The sequence below is a fragment of the Pseudomonas sp. LAMO17WK12:I5 genome (assembly GCF_900215165.1).
In the GTDB taxonomy this organism is placed as follows: Bacteria; Pseudomonadota; Gammaproteobacteria; order Pseudomonadales; family Pseudomonadaceae; genus Aquipseudomonas; species Aquipseudomonas putida_A.
Genome location: NZ_OBDS01000001.1, coordinates 472788 through 496686, shown reverse-complemented (window position 1 = coordinate 496686; position 23899 = coordinate 472788). Strand labels below are relative to the sequence as shown.

Annotated in this window: 21 protein-coding genes; 16 read left to right on the top strand and 5 right to left on the bottom strand. The window is 61.5% G+C overall.

The genetic code is table 11. The annotated features are described in order from the left end of the window. Positions 1-126 precede the first annotated feature (126 nt). From mraZ to lpxC, 16 genes are all read left to right on the top strand, one after another. Positions 127-582 (top strand): division/cell wall cluster transcriptional repressor MraZ, encoded by a 456-nt coding sequence (mraZ, locus tag CRO59_RS02240; protein ID WP_003228026.1) that lies wholly within the window; start codon positions 127-129, stop codon positions 580-582. After that, complete coding sequence (rsmH, locus tag CRO59_RS02235) at positions 579-1526, top strand: 16S rRNA (cytosine(1402)-N(4))-methyltransferase RsmH (protein ID WP_027612185.1); 948 nt, start codon at positions 579-581, stop codon at positions 1524-1526. Before mraZ ends, rsmH begins: the two co-directional genes overlap by 4 nt. After that, positions 1523-1816, top strand: a complete 294-nt coding sequence (ftsL, locus tag CRO59_RS02230) for a cell division protein FtsL (RefSeq protein ID WP_007961627.1) — start codon at positions 1523-1525, stop codon at positions 1814-1816. The genes rsmH and ftsL overlap by 4 nt, the downstream gene beginning before the upstream one ends. Then, positions 1816-3555 carry a penicillin-binding protein 2 gene (locus tag CRO59_RS02225; RefSeq protein WP_171061849.1) on the top strand — a complete coding sequence of 580 codons (1740 nt, stop codon included), beginning with the start codon at positions 1816-1818 and terminating at the stop codon, positions 3553-3555. The genes ftsL and CRO59_RS02225 overlap by 1 nt, the downstream gene beginning before the upstream one ends. After that, on the top strand, positions 3555-5018 hold the full coding sequence (locus CRO59_RS02220) for a UDP-N-acetylmuramoyl-L-alanyl-D-glutamate--2,6-diaminopimelate ligase (RefSeq protein WP_097086212.1): 1464 nt from the start codon (positions 3555-3557) through the stop codon (positions 5016-5018). The genes CRO59_RS02225 and CRO59_RS02220 overlap by 1 nt, the downstream gene beginning before the upstream one ends. Next, positions 5011-6378, top strand: coding sequence for a UDP-N-acetylmuramoyl-tripeptide--D-alanyl-D-alanine ligase (gene murF / locus CRO59_RS02215; RefSeq protein ID WP_097086210.1), 1368 nt, complete (start codon positions 5011-5013; stop codon positions 6376-6378). Before CRO59_RS02220 ends, murF begins: the two co-directional genes overlap by 8 nt. Continuing rightward, the gene (gene mraY, locus CRO59_RS02210; protein ID WP_025109289.1) at positions 6378-7460 is read left to right on the top strand and encodes a phospho-N-acetylmuramoyl-pentapeptide-transferase; all 1083 of its coding nucleotides are present in this window, start codon (positions 6378-6380) and stop codon (positions 7458-7460) included. Before murF ends, mraY begins: the two co-directional genes overlap by 1 nt. Before the next feature lie 5 nt (positions 7461-7465). Then, a complete protein-coding gene (gene murD / locus CRO59_RS02205; RefSeq protein WP_097086208.1) occupies positions 7466-8812 on the top strand; it encodes a UDP-N-acetylmuramoyl-L-alanine--D-glutamate ligase in 1347 nt (448 codons plus the stop codon). Next, entirely contained in the window at positions 8809-10026 is a 1218-nt protein-coding gene (gene ftsW / locus CRO59_RS02200; RefSeq protein ID WP_003228018.1) for a putative lipid II flippase FtsW, read from the top strand. Before murD ends, ftsW begins: the two co-directional genes overlap by 4 nt. Then, positions 10016-11086, top strand: coding sequence for an undecaprenyldiphospho-muramoylpentapeptide beta-N-acetylglucosaminyltransferase (murG, locus tag CRO59_RS02195; protein ID WP_027612180.1), 1071 nt, complete (start codon positions 10016-10018; stop codon positions 11084-11086). The genes ftsW and murG overlap by 11 nt, the downstream gene beginning before the upstream one ends. Next, positions 11079-12539, top strand: a complete 1461-nt coding sequence (gene murC, locus CRO59_RS02190) for a UDP-N-acetylmuramate--L-alanine ligase (protein WP_007961634.1) — start codon at positions 11079-11081, stop codon at positions 12537-12539. The genes murG and murC overlap by 8 nt, the downstream gene beginning before the upstream one ends. Continuing rightward, positions 12536-13510 (top strand): D-alanine--D-alanine ligase, encoded by a 975-nt coding sequence (locus tag CRO59_RS02185; RefSeq protein WP_097086206.1) that lies wholly within the window; start codon positions 12536-12538, stop codon positions 13508-13510. The genes murC and CRO59_RS02185 overlap by 4 nt, the downstream gene beginning before the upstream one ends. Before the next feature lie 4 nt (positions 13511-13514). Next, positions 13515-14381 (top strand): cell division protein FtsQ/DivIB, encoded by an 867-nt coding sequence (locus CRO59_RS02180; RefSeq protein WP_007961636.1) that lies wholly within the window; start codon positions 13515-13517, stop codon positions 14379-14381. Between the two features lie 15 nt (positions 14382-14396). Then, on the top strand, positions 14397-15656 hold the full coding sequence (ftsA, locus tag CRO59_RS02175; protein WP_003228014.1) for a cell division protein FtsA: 1260 nt from the start codon (positions 14397-14399) through the stop codon (positions 15654-15656). Positions 15657-15724: 68 nt separating this feature from the next. Beyond that, on the top strand, positions 15725-16921 hold the full coding sequence (gene ftsZ / locus CRO59_RS02170; protein ID WP_007961637.1) for a cell division protein FtsZ: 1197 nt from the start codon (positions 15725-15727) through the stop codon (positions 16919-16921). A 112-nt stretch (positions 16922-17033) separates the two neighbouring features. Beyond that, on the top strand, positions 17034-17945 hold the full coding sequence (gene lpxC / locus CRO59_RS02165; protein WP_007961638.1) for a UDP-3-O-acyl-N-acetylglucosamine deacetylase: 912 nt from the start codon (positions 17034-17036) through the stop codon (positions 17943-17945). 176 nt (positions 17946-18121) lie between these two features. Here lpxC and CRO59_RS02160 read toward each other — a convergent pair whose 3' ends face one another. The 5 genes from CRO59_RS02160 to CRO59_RS02140 form a co-directional block, all read right to left on the bottom strand. Further along, the gene (locus CRO59_RS02160) at positions 18122-19630 is read right to left on the bottom strand and encodes a sensor domain-containing diguanylate cyclase (RefSeq protein ID WP_097086204.1); all 1509 of its coding nucleotides are present in this window, start codon (positions 19628-19630) and stop codon (positions 18122-18124) included. 210 nt (positions 19631-19840) lie between these two features. Beyond that, positions 19841-21157: an OprD family porin gene (locus CRO59_RS02155; RefSeq protein WP_097086202.1), complete on the bottom strand. Its 1317-nt coding sequence runs from the start codon at positions 21155-21157 to the stop codon at positions 19841-19843. A gap of 197 nt (positions 21158-21354) precedes the next feature. Next, a complete protein-coding gene (locus CRO59_RS02150) occupies positions 21355-21576 on the bottom strand; it encodes a hypothetical protein (RefSeq protein ID WP_027612176.1) in 222 nt (73 codons plus the stop codon). A gap of 289 nt (positions 21577-21865) precedes the next feature. Beyond that, entirely contained in the window at positions 21866-23230 is a 1365-nt protein-coding gene (locus CRO59_RS02145) for a heavy metal sensor histidine kinase (protein ID WP_097086200.1), read from the bottom strand. Further along, complete coding sequence (locus CRO59_RS02140; protein ID WP_007916978.1) at positions 23220-23897, bottom strand: heavy metal response regulator transcription factor; 678 nt, start codon at positions 23895-23897, stop codon at positions 23220-23222. Before CRO59_RS02140 ends, CRO59_RS02145 begins: the two co-directional genes overlap by 11 nt. Positions 23898-23899: the final 2 nt, after the last annotated feature.

Genomic DNA, 23899 nt, shown 5'->3' with positions numbered 1-23899 from the left:
GGGTTTTCCTTTGATCCGCGCCTTGACGGTGTGGTGGGCGCATTCCTATAGTGTGCGCAAGTGGCGGAAAGTGGCATGAAGTGGGTTTTTTGAGCTCAAAACGATAAAAATTGGAGAAACGCTGACGTGTTTCGCGGAGCTAACGCTATCAGTCTCGATGCAAAGGGCCGTCTCGCCATGCCGAGCCGGTACCGTGACGAGCTCGTTTCGCGTAGTTCCGGACAATTGATCGTGACCATTGATGCCGTTGATCCGTGCCTGTGTGTCTACCCGCTCGACGAGTGGGAAATCATTGAAACCAAGTTGCGCGCACTCCCTTCGCTTCGCGAAGAGAACCGTCGCCTGCAGCGTTTATTGATTGGTAATGCCGTCGACCTCGAACTCGACGGCAGTGGTCGTTTTCTGGTTCCACCGCGTCTGCGCGAATACGCCAAGCTTGATAAGAAAGCGATGCTGGTGGGCCAACTGAACAAGTTCCAATTGTGGGACGAGGATGCATGGAACGCGGTGTCTGCCGCTGACCTTGCTGCTATTCAACAACCGGGCGCCATGCCTGATGAACTGCGTGATTTGATCCTGTGACTATTGATAGCGGCTTTAACCACATCACCGTACTGCTTGACGAAGCCGTCGAGGCTCTCGCCGTACGTCCTGATGGCTGCTATCTGGACGGTACGTTCGGGCGCGGCGGGCACAGTCGGCTGATCCTCAGCCAGCTCGGGACGGACGGTCGGCTCATCGGGTTCGACAAAGATCCACAAGCGATTGCCACCGGGCAAACGCTAGCGGCCGAAGACGGCCGCTTTGTCGTTGTGCAGCGCAGCTTTGCCGAGCTGGGTTCGGTGGTTGCCGAGCGAGGTCTGAGCGGCAAGGTCAGCGGTATCCTGCTCGATCTCGGCGTGTCTTCGCCGCAGCTGGATGACGCCGAGCGCGGCTTCAGTTTCCTTAACGACGGCCCGCTGGACATGCGCATGGATCCGTCCCGTGGCATCAGCGCCGCCGAGTTCGTCAACACCGCGCCGGTGGAAGAAATCGCCCGGGTGTTCAAGGAATACGGCGAAGAACGTTTCTCCGGGCGCATGGCCCGTGCCGTGGCCGAGCGCCGCGACATCAAGCCGTTCGAGCGCACCGCTGATCTGGCCGAAGTCTTGAAAGTCGCCAACCCGGCGTGGGAGAAGGGCAAGAACCCGGCGACCCGTGCATTCCAGGGTTTGCGCATTCACGTCAACAACGAACTGGGAGATCTGGAAGCCGGCCTCGAAGCCGCCCTGGATGCTCTGGAGATCGGTGGCCGTCTGGTGGTCATCAGCTTCCACTCGCTGGAAGACCGCATCGTCAAACTGTTCATGCGCAAGCTGGTGAAAGGCGAAGCTGACAACCTGCCACGCAACCTGCCCGTGCGCCACGTTGCGTTCGAACCGAAAATCAAAATCCACGGCAAAGCGCAGACGGCCTCCGACGCCGAACTCAAAGCCAACCCACGTTCCCGTAGCGCTGTCATGCGTGTCGCGGAGAAGTTGCGGTGAGCAAGCTTTTCGCCAAGCCCCTGCCGGGCGGCAGCTTTATCATGCTGCTGCTGTTTATCGGCGTGCTCGTGTCGGCCATCGGCGTGTCTTACAGCGCGCACTGGAACCGGCAGTTGCTCAACAATCTTTATAACGAACTCAGCGTGCGCGACAAGGCGCAGGCCGAGTGGGGGCGCCTGATTCTCGAGCAAAGCACCTGGACTGCGCACAGCCGCATCGAAGTGCTGGCCACCGAACAACTGAAGATGCACATCCCTGGCGCGGCTGACGTGAAGATGGTGGCGCCATGATGAAACTCGAAGGGGCACTCTTCCCGTGGCGCTTCCGCCTGATGGTGGCACTGCTGGGCGTGATGGTTGCGGCGATCTGCTGGCGCATCATCGACCTGCAAGTGGTTGACCGTGACTTCCTCAAAGGTCAGGGCGACGCGCGCAGTCTGCGTCATATTCCGATTCCTGCTCACCGTGGTCTGATCACCGACCGTAACGGCGAGCCGTTGGCCGTGAGCACCCCGGTGACGACCCTGTGGGCCAACGCCAAGGAAATGCAGACCGCCAAAGAGAAGTGGCCGGCGCTGGCCGCTGCGCTGGGGCAGGATCCGAAAGCCCTGGCCGAACGTCTCGAAGCCCAGGCCAACAAAGAATTCATTTATCTGGTGCGCGGGCTGACCCCCGAGCAGGGCCAGGCTGTGCTCGATCTGAAAGTGCCGGGCGTTTACGGCATCGAAGAATTCCGCCGCTTCTATCCGGCCGGTGAAGTTACCGCACATATGGTCGGCTTTACCGACATTGACGATCACGGGCGTGAAGGCGTCGAGCTGGCCTACGACGAGTGGCTGGCCGGTGTCCCGGGCAAGCGGCAGGTCATCAAGGATCGGCGCGGTCGGCTGATCAAGGATGTCCAGGTCACCAAAAACGCCAAGGCCGGCAAGCCCTTGGCGTTGTCGATTGACCTGCGTCTGCAATACCTGGCCAACCGCGAGCTGCGCAACGCGATCATCGAGAACGGCGCCAAGGCCGGCAGCCTGGTGATCATGGACGTGAAGACCGGCGAGATTCTCGCCATGGTCAACCAGCCGACCTACAACCCGAACAACCGTCGCAATCTGCAGCCGGCGATGATGCGTAACCGCGCGATGATCGACGTGTTCGAACCGGGTTCGACCATGAAAGCGATCTCGATGAGTGCCGCGATCGAAACCGGCCGCTGGAAACCGAGCGACACCGTCGAGGTGTACCCGGGCTCCCTGCAGATCGGCAAGTACACCATCAAGGACGTGTCGAAGACCGAAGGTCCGGTACTCGACTTGACCGGCATCCTGATCAACTCCAGTAACGTCGGCATGAGTAAGGTCGCGTTCGATATTGGTGGTGAAACCATTTTCCGCCTCGCGCAGAAAGTCGGCCTCGGCCAGGACACCGGCCTCGGCTTCCCGGGCGAGCGCGTCGGCAACCTGCCGAATTACCGTGAATGGCGCAAGGCTGAAACCGCGACGCTGTCTTACGGCTACGGTATTTCCGTGACCGCGATCCAGTTGGTGCACGCGTTCTCGGCGCTAGCCAACAACGGTCGTCTCGCACCGCTGACCCTGATCAAAACCGACAAGCCGCCGCAGACCACCCAGGTACTGCCGGAAGCGGTCGCGAAAACCATGCAAGGCATGCTGCAGCAAGTGATCGAAGCACCGCGCGGCGTGTTCCGTGCGCAGGTGCCGGCGTATCACGTGGCCGGCAAGTCGGGTACTGCACGTAAAACGTCGGTGGGCACCAAGGGCTACGCCGAAAACTCGTACCGTTCGCTGTTTGCCGGTTTCGGCCCGATGAGCGATCCGCGTTACGCCATCGTGGTGGTGATCGATGAACCGTCCAAGGCCGGTTACTTCGGTGGTCTGGTGTCGGCGCCGGTGTTCAGCCGTGTGATGTCCGGCACCCTGCGTCTGATGAACGTGACCCCGGACAACCTGCCGACCACCCAACAGGCCAACGCTACCCCGGTCGTTCCGCTGAAAGCCAATGGAGGGCGCGGCTGATGTCTCTGAGTCTGAACAAGATATTCCCCCACGCCGGCCACGATCTGCTGATCCGTGAATTGGCGCTGGACAGCCGCAACGTACGCGCGGGTGATCTGTTCCTCGCCGTACCGGGCGGCAAGTTCGATGGCCGTGCGCACATCGCCGATGCCTTGCAGCGTGGCGCGGCGGCAGTTGCCTATGAAGTGGAAGGCGCCACCGTGCTGCCGATCACCGAAGTGCCATTGATTCCGGTCAAAGGCCTGGCGGCGCAGCTGTCCGACATCGCCGGGCGCTTTTATGGCGAACCGAGCCATCACTTGAACCTGATCGGCGTCACCGGCACCAACGGCAAGACCAGCGTGACCCAACTGGTCGCGCAGGCACTGGATCTGCTCGGTCAGCATTGCGGCATCGTCGGTACGCTGGGTTCCGGGTTCTATGGCGCGCTGGAAAGCGGCCTGCACACCACGCCGAATCCGATTGCCGTGCAAGCAACCTTGGGCGACCTGAAAAAGGCCGGGGCCAAAGCCGTGGCCATGGAAGTCTCGTCACACGGTCTGGACCAGGGCCGCGTTACCGCATTAGCGTTCGACGTCGCGGTAATGACCAACTTGTCCCGCGATCACCTGGATTACCACGGCACCATGGAGGCGTATGCCGAGGCCAAGGCCAAGCTGTTCGCCTGGAATGACCTGAAGTGCCGCGTGGTCAACCTCGACGACGATTTCGGCCGGCAACTGGCCGCCGATAAACGCGATTCGCGCCTGATCACTTACAGCCTGCTCGACAGCAGCGCCTACCTGTTCTGCCGAGAAGCGCAGTTCGATGACCACGGCGTGCGCGCCACGCTGGTCACGCCGCAGGGCGAGCATCATCTGCGCAGCACGCTGCTCGGTCGTTTCAACCTGAGCAACGTACTGGCGGCAGTCGGCGCCTTGCTCGGTCTGGATTACGCCCTAGACGAAATTCTCAAGGTGCTGCCGAAACTCGAAGGCCCGGCCGGACGCATGCAGCGTCTGGGTGGCGGCACTCAGCCGCTGGTGGTGGTCGACTACGCCCACACCCCGGATGCGCTGGAAAAAGTTCTGACTGCATTGCGCCCACACGTCAAAGGCCAGTTGCTGTGCCTGTTCGGCTGTGGCGGTGATCGTGATCGCGGCAAGCGTCCGCTGATGGCCGAAGTGGTCGAGCGTCTGGCTGATCGCGTACTGGTCACCGATGACAACCCGCGCACGGAAGACCCGGCGCAGATTTTTGACGACATCCGCGCCGGTTTCAGCGCTGTGGATAACGTCACCTTCGTCGCCGGCCGTGGTCAGGCGATCGCCCAGCTGATCGCCGGTGCTTCGGCGGATGACGTGATCGTGCTGGCCGGTAAAGGTCACGAGGACTATCAGGAAATCAACGGCGAGCGGCACGCTTTCTCCGATCTGGTCGAGGCCGATCATGCCCTCACCGCGTGGGAGGTGGCCCATGCTTAAGGCCCTGACATTGAGCGAACTGACCAACGTGCTCGACGCCCGTCTGATCAGCAGCGACGCCAGTTTTGATGGCGTCAGCATCGACAGCCGTGCGATCACCGCTGGCCAACTGTTTATTGCCCTGACCGGTCCGCGCTTCGATGGTCACGACTATCTGAACGACGTCGCCGGCAAGGGCGCGGTGGCGGCACTGGTCGAGCGCGAAGTCGTCGACAGCACCTTGCCGCAACTGCTGGTCAAGGACACCCGCCAGGCCCTCGGCCAGTTGGGTGCGTTGAACCGTGCCGCATTCACCCAGCCAGTCGCGGCCATCACTGGCTCCAGCGGCAAGACCACGGTCAAGGAAATGCTCGCGAGCATCTTGCGTACCCGCGGTCCGGTGCTGGCGACGCGCGGCAATCTGAACAATGATCTGGGCGCACCGCTGACCCTGCTCGAACTGGCCCCGGAACACACCGCCGCCGTAATCGAACTGGGCGCTTCGCGTCTGGGTGAAATCGCCTACACCGTCGGGCTGACCAAGCCACACGTGGCGATCCTCAACAACGCTGGCACCGCCCACGTTGGCGAGTTCGGCGGGCCGGAAAAAATCGTCGAAGCCAAAGGCGAGATCATCGACGGGCTGGCGGCGGATGGCGTCGCTGTGCTCAACCTCGATGACAAGGCCTTTGGTATCTGGAAGCTCCGCGCCGGCGCACGCAAAGTGCTGACCTTCTCCCTGAGCAATCCTCAGGCAGATTTCCACGCCAGCGACCTGAGCACCGATGCCCGGGGTTGCCCGGCCTTCAACCTGCATACACCTGAAGGTGTGGAGCACGTTCAACTGAACCTGCTCGGCACCCATAACGTCGCCAACGCCATGGCTGCCGCCGCTGCCGCTCACGCCTTGGGCGTGTCGCTGTTCGGCATTGCCACCGGGCTTGGCGCAGTACAACCGGTCAAGGGTCGCACCGTCGCGCAACTGGCGAAGAACGGCATGCGCGTGATCGATGACACTTACAACGCAAACCCCACCTCCATGTGCGCGGCCGTTGATATACTCGCCGGCTTTTCCGGCCGCACCGTCCTGGTGCTCGGAGATATCGGCGAGTTGGGCGACTGGGCGGAGCAGGGGCACCGCGACGTGGGCGAATACGCCCGGGGCAAGGTTTCCGCGCTTTACGCGGTCGGGCCGAACATGGTCCACGCCGTGAACGCATTCGGTAAAGAGGCGCATCACTTCGGCACGCAAGCCGAACTGATCCAGGCCCTCGACGCCGAGCAGGACACAAACACCACCATTTTGATCAAGGGTTCGCGCAGTGCAGCGATGGAAAACATCGTTGCGGCTCTGTGCGGGTCCAGTCTGGAGAAACATTAATGCTGCTGCTGCTAGCGGAGTATCTGCAACAGTTCTACAAAGGCTTCGCGGTCTTCCAGTACCTGACCCTGCGCGGGATCCTCGGTGTGCTGACCGCGCTGGTTTTGTCGCTGTGCTATGGCCCGTGGATGATCCGCACCCTGCAGAACCGTCAGATCGGCCAGTCCGTTCGCAATGACGGCCCGCAATCGCACCTGTCCAAGTCGGGTACGCCGACCATGGGTGGCGCACTGATTCTGTCTTCCATCGGTGTCAGCACCCTGCTGTGGGCTGACCTGAGCAACCGCTACGTCTGGGTCGTGCTGCTGGTGACGCTGCTGTTCGGTGCCATCGGCTGGGTCGACGACTACCGCAAAGTGATCGAGAAGAACTCCCGTGGCTTGCCAAGCCGCTGGAAGTATTTCTGGCAGTCGGTGTTCGGTCTGGGCGCGGCGATCTTCCTTTATATGACCGCCACCACGCCGGTGGAAACCACGCTGATCCTGCCGATGCTCAAGGACTACAGCATTCCGCTGGGCGCCGGGTTCATCGTGCTGACCTACTTCGTGATCGTCGGCTCAAGCAACGCGGTCAACCTGACTGACGGTCTCGACGGTCTGGCGATCATGCCAACCGTGATGGTCGGCGGCGGTCTGGGGATCTTCTGCTACCTGTCGGGTAACGTGAAATTCGCTGAATACCTGCTGATCCCTTACGTGCCGGGTGCGGGCGAACTGATCGTGTTCTGCGGCGCACTGATCGGTGCCGGCCTCGGATTCCTCTGGTTCAACACCTATCCGGCGCAAGTGTTCATGGGCGACGTCGGTGCTCTGGCACTGGGCGCGGCACTGGGCACCATCGCAGTGATCGTCCGTCAGGAAATCGTCCTGTTCATCATGGGCGGCGTGTTCGTGATGGAAACCCTGTCGGTGGTTATCCAGGTTGCCTCTTTCAAGCTGACCGGGCGCCGTGTGTTCCGCATGGCACCGATTCACCACCACTTTGAACTCAAGGGCTGGCCCGAGCCACGCGTGATCGTCCGTTTCTGGATCATCACCGTGATTCTCGTGCTGATCGGCCTTGCCACCCTGAAGCTGAGGTAGAACGAGTGTCTCTGATCGCTTCTGACCACTTCCGCATCGTTGTCGGCCTCGGCAAGAGCGGCATGTCCCTGGTTCGCTTCCTGGCGAACCGGGGCGTGTCGTTTGCCGTCGCCGATACGCGGGACAATCCACCGGAACTGGCCACGCTCAAGCGTGACTATCCGCACGTGGAAGTGCGTTGTGGCGAGCTGGACGTCGAATTCCTGTGCCGTGCCGACGAGCTCTACGTGAGCCCTGGCCTGGCGCTGGCGACCCCGGCCCTGCAAGCCGCTGCCGCCCGTGGCGTGAAAATGGCCGGCGACATCGAGCTGTTCGCGCGTAACGCGCGGGCGCCGATCGTGGCCATCACCGGTTCCAACGCGAAAAGCACCGTCACCACTTTGGTCGGCGAGATGGCGGCTGCGGCCGGCAAACGCGTCGCGGTGGGCGGCAACCTCGGTACGCCAGCACTGGAACTGCTCAGCGATGACGTCGAGCTGTACGTGATGGAGCTGTCGAGCTTCCAGCTGGAAACCACCGACCAGCTCAACGCTGAAGTGGCCACCGTGCTGAACATTAGCGAAGACCATATGGACCGCTACAGCGGCCTGCCGGCGTACCACCTGGCCAAGCACCGGATCTTCCGTGGCGCGAAGCAGTTCGTGGTCAATCGTCAGGATGCACTCAGTCGTCCGCTGATCGGCGAAGGCCAGCCTTGCTGGACCTTCGGCCTGAACAAACCGGATTTCAAGGCCTTCGGCCTGCGCGAAGAAGACGGCGAGAAATACCTGGCCTTCGAATTCCAGAACCTGATGCCAGTGCGCGAACTGAAAGTGCGCGGCGCGCATAACCAGGCCAACGCCCTCGCGGCGCTGGCGCTGGGGCATGCGGTCGGCCTGCCATTCGACGCCATGCTGTCGGCCCTGCGCAATTTCGCCGGTCTCGAACACCGCTGCCAGTGGCTGCGTGATCTCGATGGCGTCGGTTACTACAACGATTCCAAGGCCACCAACGTCGGCGCCGCACTGGCCGCCATCGAAGGCCTGGGTGCGGATATCGACGGCAAGGTCGTGCTGATCGCCGGTGGCGACGGCAAAGGCGCCGAGTTCAACGACCTGCGCGATCCGGTGGCGGCCAACTGCCGCGCCGTGATCCTGATGGGCCGAGACTCCGACAAGATCGGCGAGGCCATCGGTGACGCCGTGCCACTGATTCGCGCGACCTCGCTGGTCGACGCCGTTGCGCAGTGCCGCGCGGTCGCCCAGCCGGGTGACGTAGTGCTGCTGTCGCCGGCCTGCGCCAGTTTCGACATGTTCAAGAATTACGAAGACCGTGGTCACCAGTTCGTCCGCGCCGTGGAGGATCTGGCATGAGCCTGCGCAATATCATCAAGCCGTACCCGTCGCCGATCATCACCGGCCGTGGCATCGACCTCGACTTCCCGATGCTCGCCGGTTGCCTGGCGCTCCTGGGCCTTGGCCTGATCATGATCGCCTCGGCCTCCACCGAAGTGGCGGCGGCGCAGTCGGGCAGCGCGCTGTACTACATGATTCGCCACCTGATCTATGTGGCGCTGGGCCTGGGTGCCTGCATCATCACCATGATGATTCCGATCGCCACTTGGCAGCGTCTGGGCTGGATGATGCTGATCGGTGCATTCGGTCTGCTGGTGATGGTGATCGTCCCCGGGATCGGCCGTGAAGTGAACGGTTCGATGCGCTGGATCGGTTTCAGCTTCTTCAACGTACAGCCGTCGGAGATCGCCAAAGTCTTCGTAGTGATTTACCTCGCCGGTTATCTGGTGCGTCGGCAGAAAGAAGTGCGCGAGAGCTGGATGGGCTTTTTCAAGCCGTTCATCGTGCTGCTGCCCATGGCGGGTCTGTTGCTGATGGAGCCGGACTTCGGTGCCACCGTGGTAATGATGGGGGCTGCGGCGGCGATGCTGTTCCTTGGCGGGGTCGGGCTGTTCCGCTTCTCGCTGATGGTGGTACTGGCAGTCGGGGCCGTGGTCTTGCTGATTCAGATGCAGCCCTACCGGATGGCGCGTCTGACTAACTTCGCCGACCCGTGGGCCGACCAGTTCGGCGCCGGTTATCAGTTGTCGCAGGCGTTGATTGCCTTCGGTCGCGGTGAGTGGCTGGGCGTTGGCCTGGGCAACAGCGTGCAGAAACAGTTCTACCTGCCTGAAGCGCACACCGACTTCGTGTTCTCGGTGCTGGCCGAAGAGCTCGGCGCCGTCGGTTCGCTGTGCACCGTCGCGCTGTTCGTCTTCGTGTGTATTCGCGGCATGTACATCGGTCTGTGGGCCGAAAAAGCCAAGCAGTTCTTCGCCGCTTATGTGGCTTACGGTCTGTCGTTCCTGTGGATCGGTCAGTTCCTGATCAACATCGGGGTGAACGTCGGTCTGCTGCCGACCAAGGGCCTGACCCTGCCGTTCCTCAGTTATGGCGGCAGTTCCCTGGTGATCTGCTGCGCCTGCCTCGGCTTGTTGCTGAGGATCGAGTGGGAGAGTCGGACCCACTTGGGCAGTGAAGAGATGGAGTTCCATGAGAGCGACTTCGCCGAGGAGCCGAACCATGGGCGCTAACGTATTGATCATGGCCGGCGGCACCGGCGGCCACGTGTTCCCGGCGCTGTCCTGTGCCCGCGAATTCCAGGCGCGCGGCTACACCGTGCACTGGCTCGGCACGCCACGCGGAATCGAAAACGAACTGGTGCCGGCTGCAGGTCTGGAACTGCACCGCATCAATGCCACCGGGTTGCGTGGCAAGGGCAAGCTGTCGCTGCTCAAGGCACCGTTCATGTTGCTCAAGTCGGTGTGGCAGGCGCGGGCGGTGATTCGCAAGTTGCGTCCAGTCTGCGTGGTCGGCTTCGGTGGTTATGTGACCGGGCCTGGCGGGATTGCCGCGAAACTGGCCGGTGTGCCGGTGATCGTTCACGAGCAGAACGCCGTGGCCGGCACCGCCAATCGGTTGCTGGTGCCGTTCGCCGCCCGAGTGTGTGAAGCGTTCCCCGACACCTTTACTCTGTCGGACACCCGCCGTACCACCGGAAACCCGGTGCGCAGCGAGCTGTTCCTCGAAACATCGCGACCGGCCCTGGCCGGGCGCAAAGCGCGTTTGCTGATCCTCGGCGGAAGCCTGGGCGCAGAACCGTTGAACAAGTTGCTGCCTGAAGCCCTGGCGCAAGTCCCTGCCGATTTGCGTCCGGAAGTGTTTCATCAGGCCGGCAAAAACCACGATGAAGTGACTGCAGAGCGCTACCGCGCCGCCGGCGTGGATGCGCAGGTGCAGCCCTTTATCAAAGACATGGCCCAGGCCTATGGCTGGGCTGACCTGGTGGTGTGCCGCGCTGGCGCGCTGACCATCAGTGAGCTGGCTGCCGTTGGTCTGCCCTCGATGCTGGTGCCTTTGCCCCACGCGATCGACGATCACCAGACCCGCAACGCCGATTATTTGGCCCGTGAAGGCGCTGCCTTCGTGATGCCGCAAAGAACGACTGGTGCCGCGGACCTTGCCGCGCGCCTGACAGAGGTCTTGATGCAACCGCAACGACTCGAAGAAATGGCCCAAGCGGCCCGCCGTCTGGCCAAACCCGATGCCACCCGTAGCGTGGTCGATACCTGCCTGGAGGTGGCCCATGGTTGAGAATCAGAAAGCCATGCCACAACCGGAAATGCGCCGCATCCGTCGTATCCACTTCGTCGGTATCGGCGGCGTGGGCATGTGCGGGATTGCCGAAGTGTTGCTGAACCTGGGCTACGAAGTGTCCGGTTCCGACCTGAAGGCTTCGCCGGTGACCGAGCGTCTGGAATCGTTCGGTGCGCACATCTATATCGGCCACCGTGCCGAGAACGCTGCGACCGCCGATGTGCTGGTGGTTTCCAGCGCTGTGAACACCTCCAACCCGGAAGTGGCGACCGCCCTTGAGCGTCGTATCCCGGTGGTACCGCGTGCCGAGATGCTCGCCGAGCTGATGCGCTATCGCCACGGCATCGCCGTCGCCGGTACTCATGGCAAAACCACCACCACCAGCCTGATCGCTTCGGTGTTCGCCGCTGGTGGCCTGGACCCGACCTTCGTCATCGGTGGCCGTCTGAATGCGGCGGGCACCAATGCCCAGCTCGGCACCAGCCGCTACCTGATCGCCGAAGCCGACGAAAGCGACGCGAGCTTCCTGCACCTGCAACCGCTGGTGGCCGTGGTCACCAACATCGACGCCGATCACATGGCGACCTACGACGGTGACTTCAACAAGCTGAAGAAAACCTTCGTCGAGTTCCTGCATAACCTGCCGTTCTACGGTTTGGCGGTGATGTGCCTGGACGATCCGGTGGTGCGCGAAATCCTGCCGCTGGTCAAGCGTCCGACCGTGACCTACGGCTTCAGCGAAGACGCCGACGTGCGCGCGATCAATGTGCGCCAGCAAGGCATGCAGACTTTCTTCACCGTGCTGCGCCCGGATCGCGAGCCACTGGATGTGTCCGTGAACATGCCGGGCAACCACAACGTGCTCAACTCGCTGGCGACCATCTGCATCGCCACCGACGAAGGCGTCAGCGACGAAGCCATCGTCCAGGGCCTGTCCGGGTTCCAGGGCGTTGGCCGACGCTTCCAGGTCTACGGCGAATTGCCGGTGGACGGCGGTAACGTGATGCTGGTCGACGACTACGGTCACCACCCGACCGAAGTCGCCGCCGTGATCAAAGCCGTGCGCGGTGGCTGGCCGGAGCGCCGTCTGGTGATGGTCTACCAGCCGCACCGTTACAGCCGCACCCGTGACCTGTACGACGATTTTGTCAATGTACTGGCCGATGCCAACGTGCTGCTGCTGATGGAAGTCTATCCGGCGGGCGAAGAGCCGATCCCGGGCGCGGACAGCCGCAAGCTGTGCAACAGCATCCGTCAGCGTGGTCAGCTCGACCCGATCTACATCGAGCGCGGTGTCGACCTCGCGCCGCTGGTCAAGCCGCTGCTGCGTGCCGGCGACATCCTGCTGTGCCAGGGCGCCGGGGATATCGGCGGTCTCGCGCCGAAGCTGTTGAAAAGTGAATTGTTCGCCGGCGCCGTGGCTGCGTCGGTCGAGGGGAAGTTGAAATGACTGCTGCCTACGCCAACCTGTTCTCCACCATCGCGCCGAAAGATTTCGGCCGTGTCGCCGTGCTGTTCGGTGGCATGAGTGCCGAGCGTGAGGTTTCGCTGAAATCCGGTAACGCCGTGCTCGACGCGCTGCAAAGCGCGGGCGTGGACGCGTTCGGGATCGACGTCGGCGAGGATTTTCTGCAGCGTCTGCTGAATGAAAAGATCGACCGCGCGTTCATCATTCTCCACGGTCGTGGCGGTGAAGACGGCTCGATGCAGGGCCTGCTCGAATGCGCCGGCATTCCCTACACCGGCAGCGGCATCCTCGCTTCGGCACTGGCGATGGACAAACTGCGCACCAAGCAGGTCTGGCACAGCCTCGGGATTCCGACGCCGCGTCACGCCGTGCTGTGCAGCGAAGCCGATTGTATTTGCGCGGCGACGGAACTGGGCTTCCCTTTGATCGTCAAACCGGCGCATGAAGGTTCAAGTATCGGGATGGCCAAAGTGAGTTCTGCGTCCGAGTTGATCGACGCATGGAAAGCGGCCAGTACCTACGATTCGCAAGTCTTGGTTGAACAATGGATTCAAGGTCCGGAGTTCACCATCGCCACCCTGCGTGACCAGGTGTTGCCTCCTATCGCCCTGGGTACACCGCACACGTTCTACGACTACGACGCCAAGTACATCGCCAACGATACCCAGTACCGCATTCCGTGCGGGCTGGATGCCGCCAAAGAGCAAGAACTCATGGATCTCACGGCCAAGGCCTGTGAGGCGCTGGGTATTGCCGGTTGGGGCAGGGCGGACGTGATGCAGGACGCCGACGGACAGTTCTGGTTCCTGGAAGTGAACACCGCACCGGGCATGACCGATCACAGTCTGGTGCCGATGGCGGCCCGTGCTGCCGGTCTGGACTTCCAGCAACTGGTTCTGGCCATTCTGGCCGCCAGTGTTGAAGGCTCCGGTAACACAGAGGCGCGAGGTTAAGACCATGCAAGGCGCTCATCTCAGACATCAGCCACCCGCACCCGGCCGCAAGCCGGTGCCGCGGGGTGCCAGCCGAATGGTGGCCAAAGAGCCGATGTCCGCGCGCCTGCCGAAAGCCAATTTCGGCTTTCTGAAAAGCCTGTTCTGGCCGGTGCTGCTGGTGGCGCTCGGGTTCGGTACCTACGAAGGCGCACAGCGTTTGCTGCCGTACGCCGATCGGCCGATCACCAAGATCGCCGTGCAGGGCGACCTGAGCTACATCAGTCAGCAAGCGGTGCAGCAGCGAATCGCCCCGTACGTGGCGTCGAGCTTCTTCACCATTGATCTGGCCAGCATGCGGACCGAGCTTGAGCAGATGCCATGGATCGCCCACGCCGAAGTACGCCGGGTGTGGCCGGATCAGGTGGTGATCCGCCTCGAAGAGCAACTGCCGGTGGCCCGTTGGGGCGACGAGTCGCTGCTCAACAACCAGGGTCAGGCCTTCACGCCAAAGGAGTTGGCGAACTACGAACACCTGCCACAGCTGTTCGGCCCACAACGGGCGCAGCAGCAAGTGATGCAGCAGTATCAGGTGCTGAGCCAGATGCTCCGGCCGCTGGGCTTCTCGATCGCGCGCCTGGAACTGCGTGAACGTGGCAGCTGGTTCCTGACCACCGGTGCCGGCAGCTCCGGCCCCGGCATCGAGTTGCTGCTGGGACGCGGCAACCTGGTGGAAAAGATGCGCCGCTTCATTGCCATCTATGACAAGACGCTTAAAGACCAGATTACGAACATTGCGCGCATCGATCTGCGCTACGCCAACGGCCTCGCTGTTGGCTGGCGGGAACCAGTAGCGCCGACGACAGCCCAACCCGCTGTCGCAAAGAATTAAGAAGAGGCAGGACCCATGGCAAACGTGCAAAGCGGCAAAATGATCGTCGGTCTGGATATCGGCACCTCCAAGGTGGTGGCGCTGGTAGGCGAGGTCGCGGACGACGGCACGCTGGAAATCGTCGGTATCGGTACTCACCCGTCCCGCGGCCTGAAGAAGGGCGTGGTGGTGAACATCGAATCCACCGTGCAATCGATCCAGCGCGCGATCGAAGAAGCCCAACTGATGGCGGGCTGCCGCATTCACTCGGCGTTCGTCGGCGTGGCCGGCAATCACATCCGCAGCCTGAACTCCCACGGCATCGTGGCGATTCGTGATCGCGAAGTGAGCTCGGCTGACCTGGAGCGCGTACTCGACGCCGCCCAGGCCGTGGCGATCCCGGCTGACCAGCGCGTGCTGCACACCCTGCCGCAGGATTACGTGATCGATAACCAGGAAGGCGTCCGCGAGCCTCTGGGCATGTCCGGCGTCCGTCTGGAAGCCAAGGTTCACGTGGTCACCTGCGCCGTCAATGCTGCCCAGAACATTGAAAAATGCGTGCGTCGCTGCGGTCTGGAAATCGACGACATCATTCTCGAGCAACTGGCCTCGGCTTACTCGGTACTGACCGACGACGAAAAAGAGCTGGGCGTGTGCCTGGTCGACATCGGCGGCGGCACCACCGACATCGCGATCTTCACCGAAGGCGCGATCCGCCACACCGCGGTGATCCCGATTGCCGGTGATCAGGTGACCAACGACATCGCCATGGCGTTGCGCACCCCGACCCAGTACGCCGAAGAGATCAAGATCCGCTACGCCTGCGCCCTGGCCAAACTGGCCGGTGCCGGCGAAACCATCAAGGTGCCGAGCGTTGGCGACCGTCCACCGCGCGAACTGTCGCGTCAGGCCCTGGCCGAAGTGGTCGAGCCGCGTTACGACGAACTGTTCACCCTGATCCAGGCCGAGCTGCGTCGCAGCGGCTACGAAGACCTGATCCCGGCGGGCATCGTCCTGACCGGCGGTACGTCGAAGATGGAAGGTGCCACCGAACTGGCTGAAGAAATCTTCCACATGCCGGTGCGCCTGGGCGTGCCGCATGGCGTGAAGGGCCTGGATGACGTGGTGCGCAACCCGATTTATTCCACTGGCGTGGGCTTGTTGATGTACGGCCTGCAGAAGCAGTCCGACGGGATCTCGTTCTCGGGCATCGGCAGCCGCGACAGCTACAGCAACGATGAGCCACAGGCGCCGTTGCTGGACCGATTGAAGAAGTGGGTTCAAGGCAACTTCTAAAGCTTTACCGCAACACCGCTACAAAAATGCAGTAGGCGAAAAAACTAGAGAATGTAAGGAGAGGGAAAATGTTCGAACTCGTAGACAACATCCCCGCAAGCCCGGTAATCAAAGTTATCGGTGTTGGCGGTGGCGGCGGCAACGCTGTCAACCACATGGTCAAGAGCAACATCGAAGGCGTCGAATTCATCTGCGCCAACACTGATGCTCAAGCGCTGAAAAACATCGGCGCGCGCACCATCCTGCAACTGGGCACCGGCGTGACCAAAGGTCTGGGCGCTGGCGCCAACCCTGAAGTAGGTCGTCAGGCCGCTCTCGAAGACCGTGAGCGCATTGCCGAAGTCCTGCAGGGCACCAACATGGTGTTCATCACCACTGGCATGGGCGGCGGTACCGGTACCGGTGCTGCACCGATCATCGCCGAAGTGGCCAAGGAAATGGGCATCCTGACCGTTGCGGTCGTGACCCGTCCGTTCCCGTTCGAAGGCCGCAAGCGTATGCAGATCGCCGACGAAGGCATCCGCATGCTCTCCGAAAGCGTCGACTCGTTGATCACCATCCCTAACGAGAAGCTGCTGACCATCCTCGGTAAAGACGCAAGCCTGCTGTCGGCTTTCGCCAAGGCTGACGACGTACTGGCCGGTGCCGTTCGCGGTATCTCCGACATCATCAAGCGTCCGGGCATGATCAACGTCGACTTCGCCGACGTGCGTACCGTGATGAGCGAAATGGGCATGGCGATGATGGGCACTGGCTGCGCCAGCGGTCCGAACCGTGCGCGTGAAGCGACCGAAGCGGCCATCCGCAACCCGCTGCTGGAAGACGTGAACCTGCAAGGTGCACGCGGCATCCTGGTGAACATCACCGCCGGTCCTGACCTGTCCCTGGGTGAGTACTCCGACGTGGGTAGCATCATCGAAGCCTTCGCTTCCGAGCACGCAATGGTCAAGGTCGGTACCGTTATCGATCCGGACATGCGCGACGAACTGCACGTCACCGTGGTTGCCACCGGTCTGGGCGCGAAAATCGAGAAGCCTGTGAAGGTCATCGACAATACCGTTCACACCTCCATGGCTGCCGCTCAGGTTCAACAACCGGCTCCTGCGCGTCAGGAAGCTCCGGCGGTGAACTACCGTGACCTGGACCGTCCGACCGTCATGCGCAACCAGGCTCAGGCCGGTGCTGCGACTGCCGCGAAGATGAACCCGCAGGACGATCTGGATTACCTGGACATCCCGGCATTCCTGCGTCGTCAGGCCGATTGATGGAATGTATCAGGGCTATGACGGTGATTGGTGTTCAGCAAAGGCTCGGTCTGCTATTATCGCCAGCCTTTGTTGATACCAGTTCGCAATTTGCGCTGAAGCGGCCCAAGCCATGATTAAACAACGCACACTGAAAAATATTATCCGTGCCACAGGTGTAGGCCTGCACTCCGGGGAGAAGGTCTACCTGACCCTCAAGCCTGCGCCTGTCGACACTGGCATTGTGTTTTGTCGCGCTGACCTCGACCCTGTGGTGCAGATTCCTGCCCGCGCGGAAAACGTCGGTGAAACCACTATGTCGACGACGCTGATCAACGGCGACGTCAAAGTGGACACGGTAGAGCACTTGCTCTCGGCCATGGCTGGCCTGGGCATCGATAACGCCTACGTCGAGCTCTCCGCGTCCGAAGTCCCGATCATGGATGGCAGCGCTGGACCGTTCGTATTCCTGATTCAATCGGCTGGCCTGGAAGAGCAGGACGCCGCCAAGAAATTCATCCGCATCCTGCGTGAAGTGACAGTGGAAGACGGCGACAAGCGCGCCACTTTCGTCCCTTTCGAAGGGTTCAAGGTGAGCTTCGAGATCGACTTCGATCACCCGGTTTTCCGGGACCGCACCCAAAGTGCAAGCGTGGATTTTTCCAGCACTTCGTTCGTAAAAGAAGTCAGCCGCGCCCGTACTTTCGGTTTCATGAGTGACATCGAGTACCTGCGCAAGCACAACCTCGCACTCGGCGGCAGCGTTGAAAACGCGATCGTGGTGGATTCCGATGGTGTACTGAACGAAGACGGCCTTCGCTACGAAGACGAATTCGTGAAGCACAAGATCCTCGATGCGATTGGCGACCTGTACCTGCTGGGTAACAGCCTGATTGGTGAGTTCAAAGGCTTCAAGTCCGGTCATGCACTGAACAACCAGCTGCTGCGCAAGTTGATTGAGCAGACAGATGCGTGGGAAGTCGTGACGTTCGAAGACGCCAGCACCGCACCAATCTCTTACATGCGCCCGGTTGCGGCGGTGTAAGTAAAAAACCTCTCTAGTTTTTTGAAGGCCATCCTCGGATGGCCTTTTTTTATGCCTTGAATTTGATGTTGCCTGTTCAGGCCTCTTCGCGAGCAAGCCCGCTCCCACATTTTGGAATGCATTCCCCTGTGGGAGCGGGCTTGCTCGCGAAGAGGCCAGTTCAATCGCCGCAAAAATCAGCCAGCCACTACTATCCGGTTACGCCCACCTTCCTTGGCCTGATACAGCGCCTTGTCCGCTGCAAACAACAACTGCTCCAGCGTCATCTCGCTCGCCGCCGTCCACGTCGCGATGCCAATACTCACCGTCATCGGCCGTTCGGCCCCGTCGACCCTCGGCATCTGCTCGACCGCCTGGCGGATATGTTCGGCAATCTGTCGCGCGCCGCTGCTGTCGGTTTCAGCGAGGATCACCGAGAACTCTTCGCCACCGTAACGGGCGACCAGATCACCCGGTCGTCGCACGTTCGCGGTGATTACCCTGGCCAGTTCGCGCAGCGCCTGATCACCGGCCTGGTGCCCATGCCGGTCGTTGAAGGCCTTGAAGTGGTCGGCATCGATCATCATCACCGACAGCGGCTTGCCCGAACGCTGGGCGCGGAACCATTCGTGGCGCAGCGCCTGATCGAGCATCCGCCGGTTGGCCACGCCGGTCAGCGCATCGGTGGCGGCCATTTGCGCCAGTTCACGTTCGGCGCGCTGGCGCAGGCGCAGCTCACGGGCAAGCAGCCAGGTCAGCCACAGCAGCCCGGCGCACAGCACGCCGGTGGCGCCGCTGATCAACAGTGCGGTGCGGCGCCAGGTGCCAAACACCTCATCACTGGACAGCGCGACCATAACGGTCAACGGCAGATTGCCGACCCGCGAGTAAGTGTAGAGCCGTTGCTGATGATCCATGCTTGAGGTGCTGGTGAAACTGCCACTGCCATCCTTGTCGCCGAGAATCCGCACCACGTTGGGCCGGTTGCCGAAACTCTTGCCGATGGAGTCGCTTTGCAGATAAGGCTTCTGCGCCAGCAGCACGCCGTCGCTGTTGATGATGTTCAGCGTGCTGTCCTTGCCGATGTCGAGGCTGTTGAACAGTTGATCGAAGTAGTCGAGTTTCATCGACGCCACCGCCACGCCGGCGAATTCTCCAGTGTCCGAAGAAATCCGCCGACTGAAGCTGATGCGCCACTGATTGGCTTCGTCGCAATCGCAGCGGGTCTTGAACGGGCGGCTGATGAACATGCCGGTATCGCGGTTGAAGGCGTGGGCGAGGAAATAATCGCGGTCGGCGAAGTTGCCCGGTTTGGGTTCGATGCGTGATGAGTCGGCGACCACATCGCCGTGCTTGTCGAGCAGCAGGATGTCGCCCTTGAAGCGCGCGGTGGTGGAGCGGTCGAACAGTGCCAGATGGCGGATCTGCGGGGTGACGTCGCGCAGGTCGTCGCGTTGAGCAGCGGCAATCAGGCCTTGCAGGGTCAGGTCGTACAGCTCGACCGTGCGCAGGACGTCGGCGTCGATCAACTGGGCGATGGTGGTGGCGCTGCGGGTGGCCGCTTCCTGAGCGTTGGCGTGCTCACGAATCAGCAGAAAAGTGACGATGCACAGAATCGCGATCACGGTCAGCGAACTGCCGCAGATCAGCAGCAATTCGGGGCGTCCGGTCTTGCCCGCCAGAGGTGGGGTACGGCTCGCGATCATGATGGGGGCTGTCGGTTGGGGTAAGACTTATAAGAGTAGTTGCACAAACACTGCTGCTGAAGCCAGAAACCATTCCCAATGTGGGAGCGAGCCTGCTCGCGAAAGCGCTGTGTCATTCAACCTGGATGTCGAATGGTAGACCGCTTTCGCGAGCAAGCCCGCTCCCACAGGGTACATCTCTAAATTCAAGACCGTGGTGCAGGGGGGATCTTAGAAGACGTTGATCGGGTAGTCGACAATCACCCGGTATTCATCGGTATCCGTATCAATCGCGCCGTAACCGTTGCCACCCCGGTTGGTCGCCCATTGCAGGCGTACCGCGAGGTCTTTCGCCTGACCGCTCTGCACCACGTATTTCAAATCGAGGTCGCGTTCCCAGTGCTTGGCGTTGCGACCGTCAGCGCTGTACCACGAGGCATAGCCTTTGCTGCCCGGATCGACCTTGGTCAGGTCCACGGTGCCGCGCGAATAGGAAACTGCCGAAGTCAGGCCTGGCACACCGAGACCGGCGAAGTCATAGGCGTACTTGAGCTTCCACGAGCGCTCGTTCGGGCCGTTGAAGTCCGAGTACTGCTGCGAGTTATCGAGGTAAACGCTGTCGCCCTGGCTGATGTAGTCGAACGGCGTGTTGCCGTTCACGCGCTGGTACGCAGCGGTGACGCTGTGGTTGCCGATGCCGACGGTGAAATGCAGGCTGTAGGTGTTGTTGTCGATGTTACCCAGCAGCGCGTCGCCGGTGTCCTGCGTGTGATAGAAGTGCAGGCCCGGGTTGAGGCTGACCAGATCGTTCAACTGCCAGGTGTAATCCAGGTCGTAGTAGTACTGGTTCCAGATGTCCTTCAGCTCGGCGGCGTACAGATTGCTGGTCAGGCCTTCGACGCCGCTCCAGGACACGCCGGCCCAGTTCAGGTGACGGCTTTCGTCGCCCTCGGCGAGTTTGCCGTAGGACGTGCCGATGCGCTGGCGACCGCTCTGATTGTACGGCTTGGTAAAACTGGCCTGGCCACCTTCGAACATCCAGCCGTCGAAGCTGTGGTTGGTCAGGCTCACGCCACGAAAGGTCTGCGGCAGCATGCGCGAATCACCGCCGGCAATCACCGGGTTGGTGAGGAACAGGTCACCGGCCTTCAGCTCGGTATCGAACGCGCGCATCTTCAACGTGCCGCCCGCAGTCGAGAACGAGCCCGGCGCTTTGCCGTTGCCATCGCTGATCGGCAGGATGCTCGAACCATCGGTACCGCCACCGCCGTCGAGCTTCAGCCCGAGCATGGCGTGGGCATCGATGCCGAAGCCGACCGTGCCTTCGGTGTAACCCGACTGGAAAATCCCGAGAAAACCCTGGCCCCACTCGATGTTGTCGTCCGTCTGCTGCAGACGGTTGCGATTCATGTAGTAGTTGCGGGCGTTGAGGTTGAGGCTCGAGCCTTCGATGAAGCCTTGTTTGGCGGCTTCGTCGGCATGAGCGGCGGGGGCAATCGTTGCGGCAATTGCAATGAACAGTGGGGTAAAACTGACTGGGTAACGCACTTGCGACGGAGCTCCTTGGGTCAACTGACACTTCAATGTCTTGAGGTGCGGGATGTTTCTTGTTTTTTACAGACGAACCAAACGGCTTTCAGACCACAACGAAAAAAGGCCGCTGAAAGGCAGCGGCCTGGAAGGACGACGGTTGAACGGGAAGAGCCAAACAACCGCGTCGAGGGAAATGTTTCGCGGTGCGCGACTCAGCTGTCTTTCTCGGCCGCTTGAGCCTGGGAAGTGGCGGCTTGAGGGGCTTGCGAGGCGTCCTGCGACTTGGCCATCACTTCTGCCTGAGATTGTTCGAAGGCGTGAGCGCGAGCGGCATTCTGCGCTACGAACGCTTGCGATTCTTCAGCCATCGCCATCGGCGACAGGATCAATGAGGACAAAACGAAAGCGCTGGCAATACCCATACTGTTGGACATCTTGAAAACCTTCTTGCTTGGCAAGTGCTGTTTGGTGCGGGCAAAGATAAGGTTGCCGGGCGCCGAGAAACAGCGTGATTTTCATAAATGACTGTTACAGCACAAGCAAAGATCAACCGCGGGTTGACTCCATTCCCTGTGGCGAGGGGATTCATCCCCGATGGGCTGCGAAGCAGCCCTCAATCCTTTGTACTGGTTGTGTCAGGAAGATCGCGATCGCTGGATTTTGGGGTCGCTTCGCAACCCATCGGGGATGAATCCCCTCGCCACAGGGGACTTTAATCAGCGATTAAACGGGGAGGTGGATGCCGAAGGTATTCATCCCCCGATCACTGCGCACAAACACATCACCACCGTGCATCAGCGCAATCGCCTTGACGATCGCCAGCCCCAATCCATGGTTGTTGCCGCTGTTGCTGCGCGAGGCATCGACCCGGTAGAAGCGTTCGAACAGACGCGGCAAGTGCTCGCTGGCAATCGGCGATCCGGGGTTGGCCACACCAATGCTGACCTGATGGTCTTCAACTTCGATGCACACCTCGATCACCTTGCCCGGCTCGGTGTGCTGCACGGCGTTGCTCAGCAGATTGATCAGTGCCCGGCGCAGATGCGCGATCTCGATCCGCACCTGCGCATCGCCACTGACGTGCACCTGCACTTGCGCATCTTCGAGGATGAAATCCAGGTACTCCAGAGTGGTCGCGACTTCATCAGCCAGCGAAGTTTCGGTGAGCTTGGTCGCCTTGCTGCCCTGGTCGGCGCTGGCCAGAAACAGCATGTCGTTGATGATCGAACGCAGGCGTTCCAGCTCTTCGAGGTTCGATTGCAGCACTTCGAAGTAATGCTCGGCGGAGCGCCCGCGGGTCAGCGCGACCTGGGTCTGGCCGATCAGGTTGGTCAGTGGCGAGCGCAGTTCATGGGCGACGTCGGCGTTGAACGATTCCAGGCGCGAATAGGCCTGTTCGACCCGCTCCAGGGTTGAGTTGAACGAGTCGACAAACTGCTCCAGCTCCGGCGGCAAGGGCGACATGCGCAGGCGTCCGGCCCGTAGTGGCGGTGCCAGGCGCTGGGCTTCGTGAGACAGTTTGATCAGCGGCTTGAGACCGATCCGCGCCACCCAGTAACCCAGCGCCGAGGCCAGCAGCACGCCGACAATGGCCAGGCTGACCAAGGCGATCAGCAGGCTGTGCTGAGTCTCGTGGAAAGTCTCGGTATCGATGCCGATCATGAAGCGCAGCGGCGGGCGTTGATCCTTGGCCGGCAGTTCGGTCAGCAGCACTTTCAGCGGATAGGGATGGTCGGGCAACTGCAGGTCATGCATGCCCGTCGGGCCTTTGGCGAAGGCGCGGATCCGCGCGTCCGGCGCGCCGTACTCGTAACCGGGATCACCGCTGACCACCCAGAAACGAATGCGCTTGTCTTCCTCGCCGAGCAGCTTGAGCTTGGCGTTGATCTTCACCCAATGCTCAGGCGTGCCATAACGATTGAGCGCCGACTCCAGCACGCTGTAGCGCGCATCCAGCTCGGCTTCCGGCAGCAGACCCAGGCCTTTGTCGACCTGCTGATACAGCGCGCCGCCGATCAACAGAAACACCAGCAGCGCCACCAGCGTAAACATCCCGCTCAAGCGCAGGGCGATGGAATTACTGGACACCACGGCTCTCCAGCACATAACCCATGCCACGAATGGTGTGCAGCAATTTCTCGTCGAACGGCCCGTCGAGCTTGGCGCGCAGACGCTTGATTGCGACTTCGACGACATTCGCGTCGCTGTCGAAATTGATGTCCCAGACCATCTCGGCAATCGCGGTTTTCGAGAGGATTTCACCTTGCCGGCGCGCCAGAACACTGAGCAGCGAGAACTCTTTCGCGGTCAGATCCAGCCGGGTGCCGGCGCGGGTGGCCTTGCGGCTGATCAGATCGATCCACAGGTCGGCGATGCTCACTTGCACCGGTTCATGGCCACCGCTGCGCCGGGTCAGCGCCTGCAGGCGGGCCACCAGTTCCAGAAAGGAAAACGGTTTGCCGAGGTAATCGTCGGCGCCGTCACGCAGGCCCTTGATGCGGTCTTCGACGCGCTCGCGGGCGGTGAGCATGATCACCGGGGTCTGCTTGCGTGCACGCAATGCGCGCAGCACGCCGAAGCCATCCAGGCCCGGCAGCATGACGTCGAGGACGATTACCGCGTAGTCGCTTTCCAGCGCCAGGTGCAGGCCTTCGACGCCGTCGCGGGCCAGATCCACGGTGTAACCCTGTTCCGTCAGACCGCGGTGCAGATAGTCCGCGGTTTTTTCCTCGTCTTCGATAATCAGAACGCGCATGA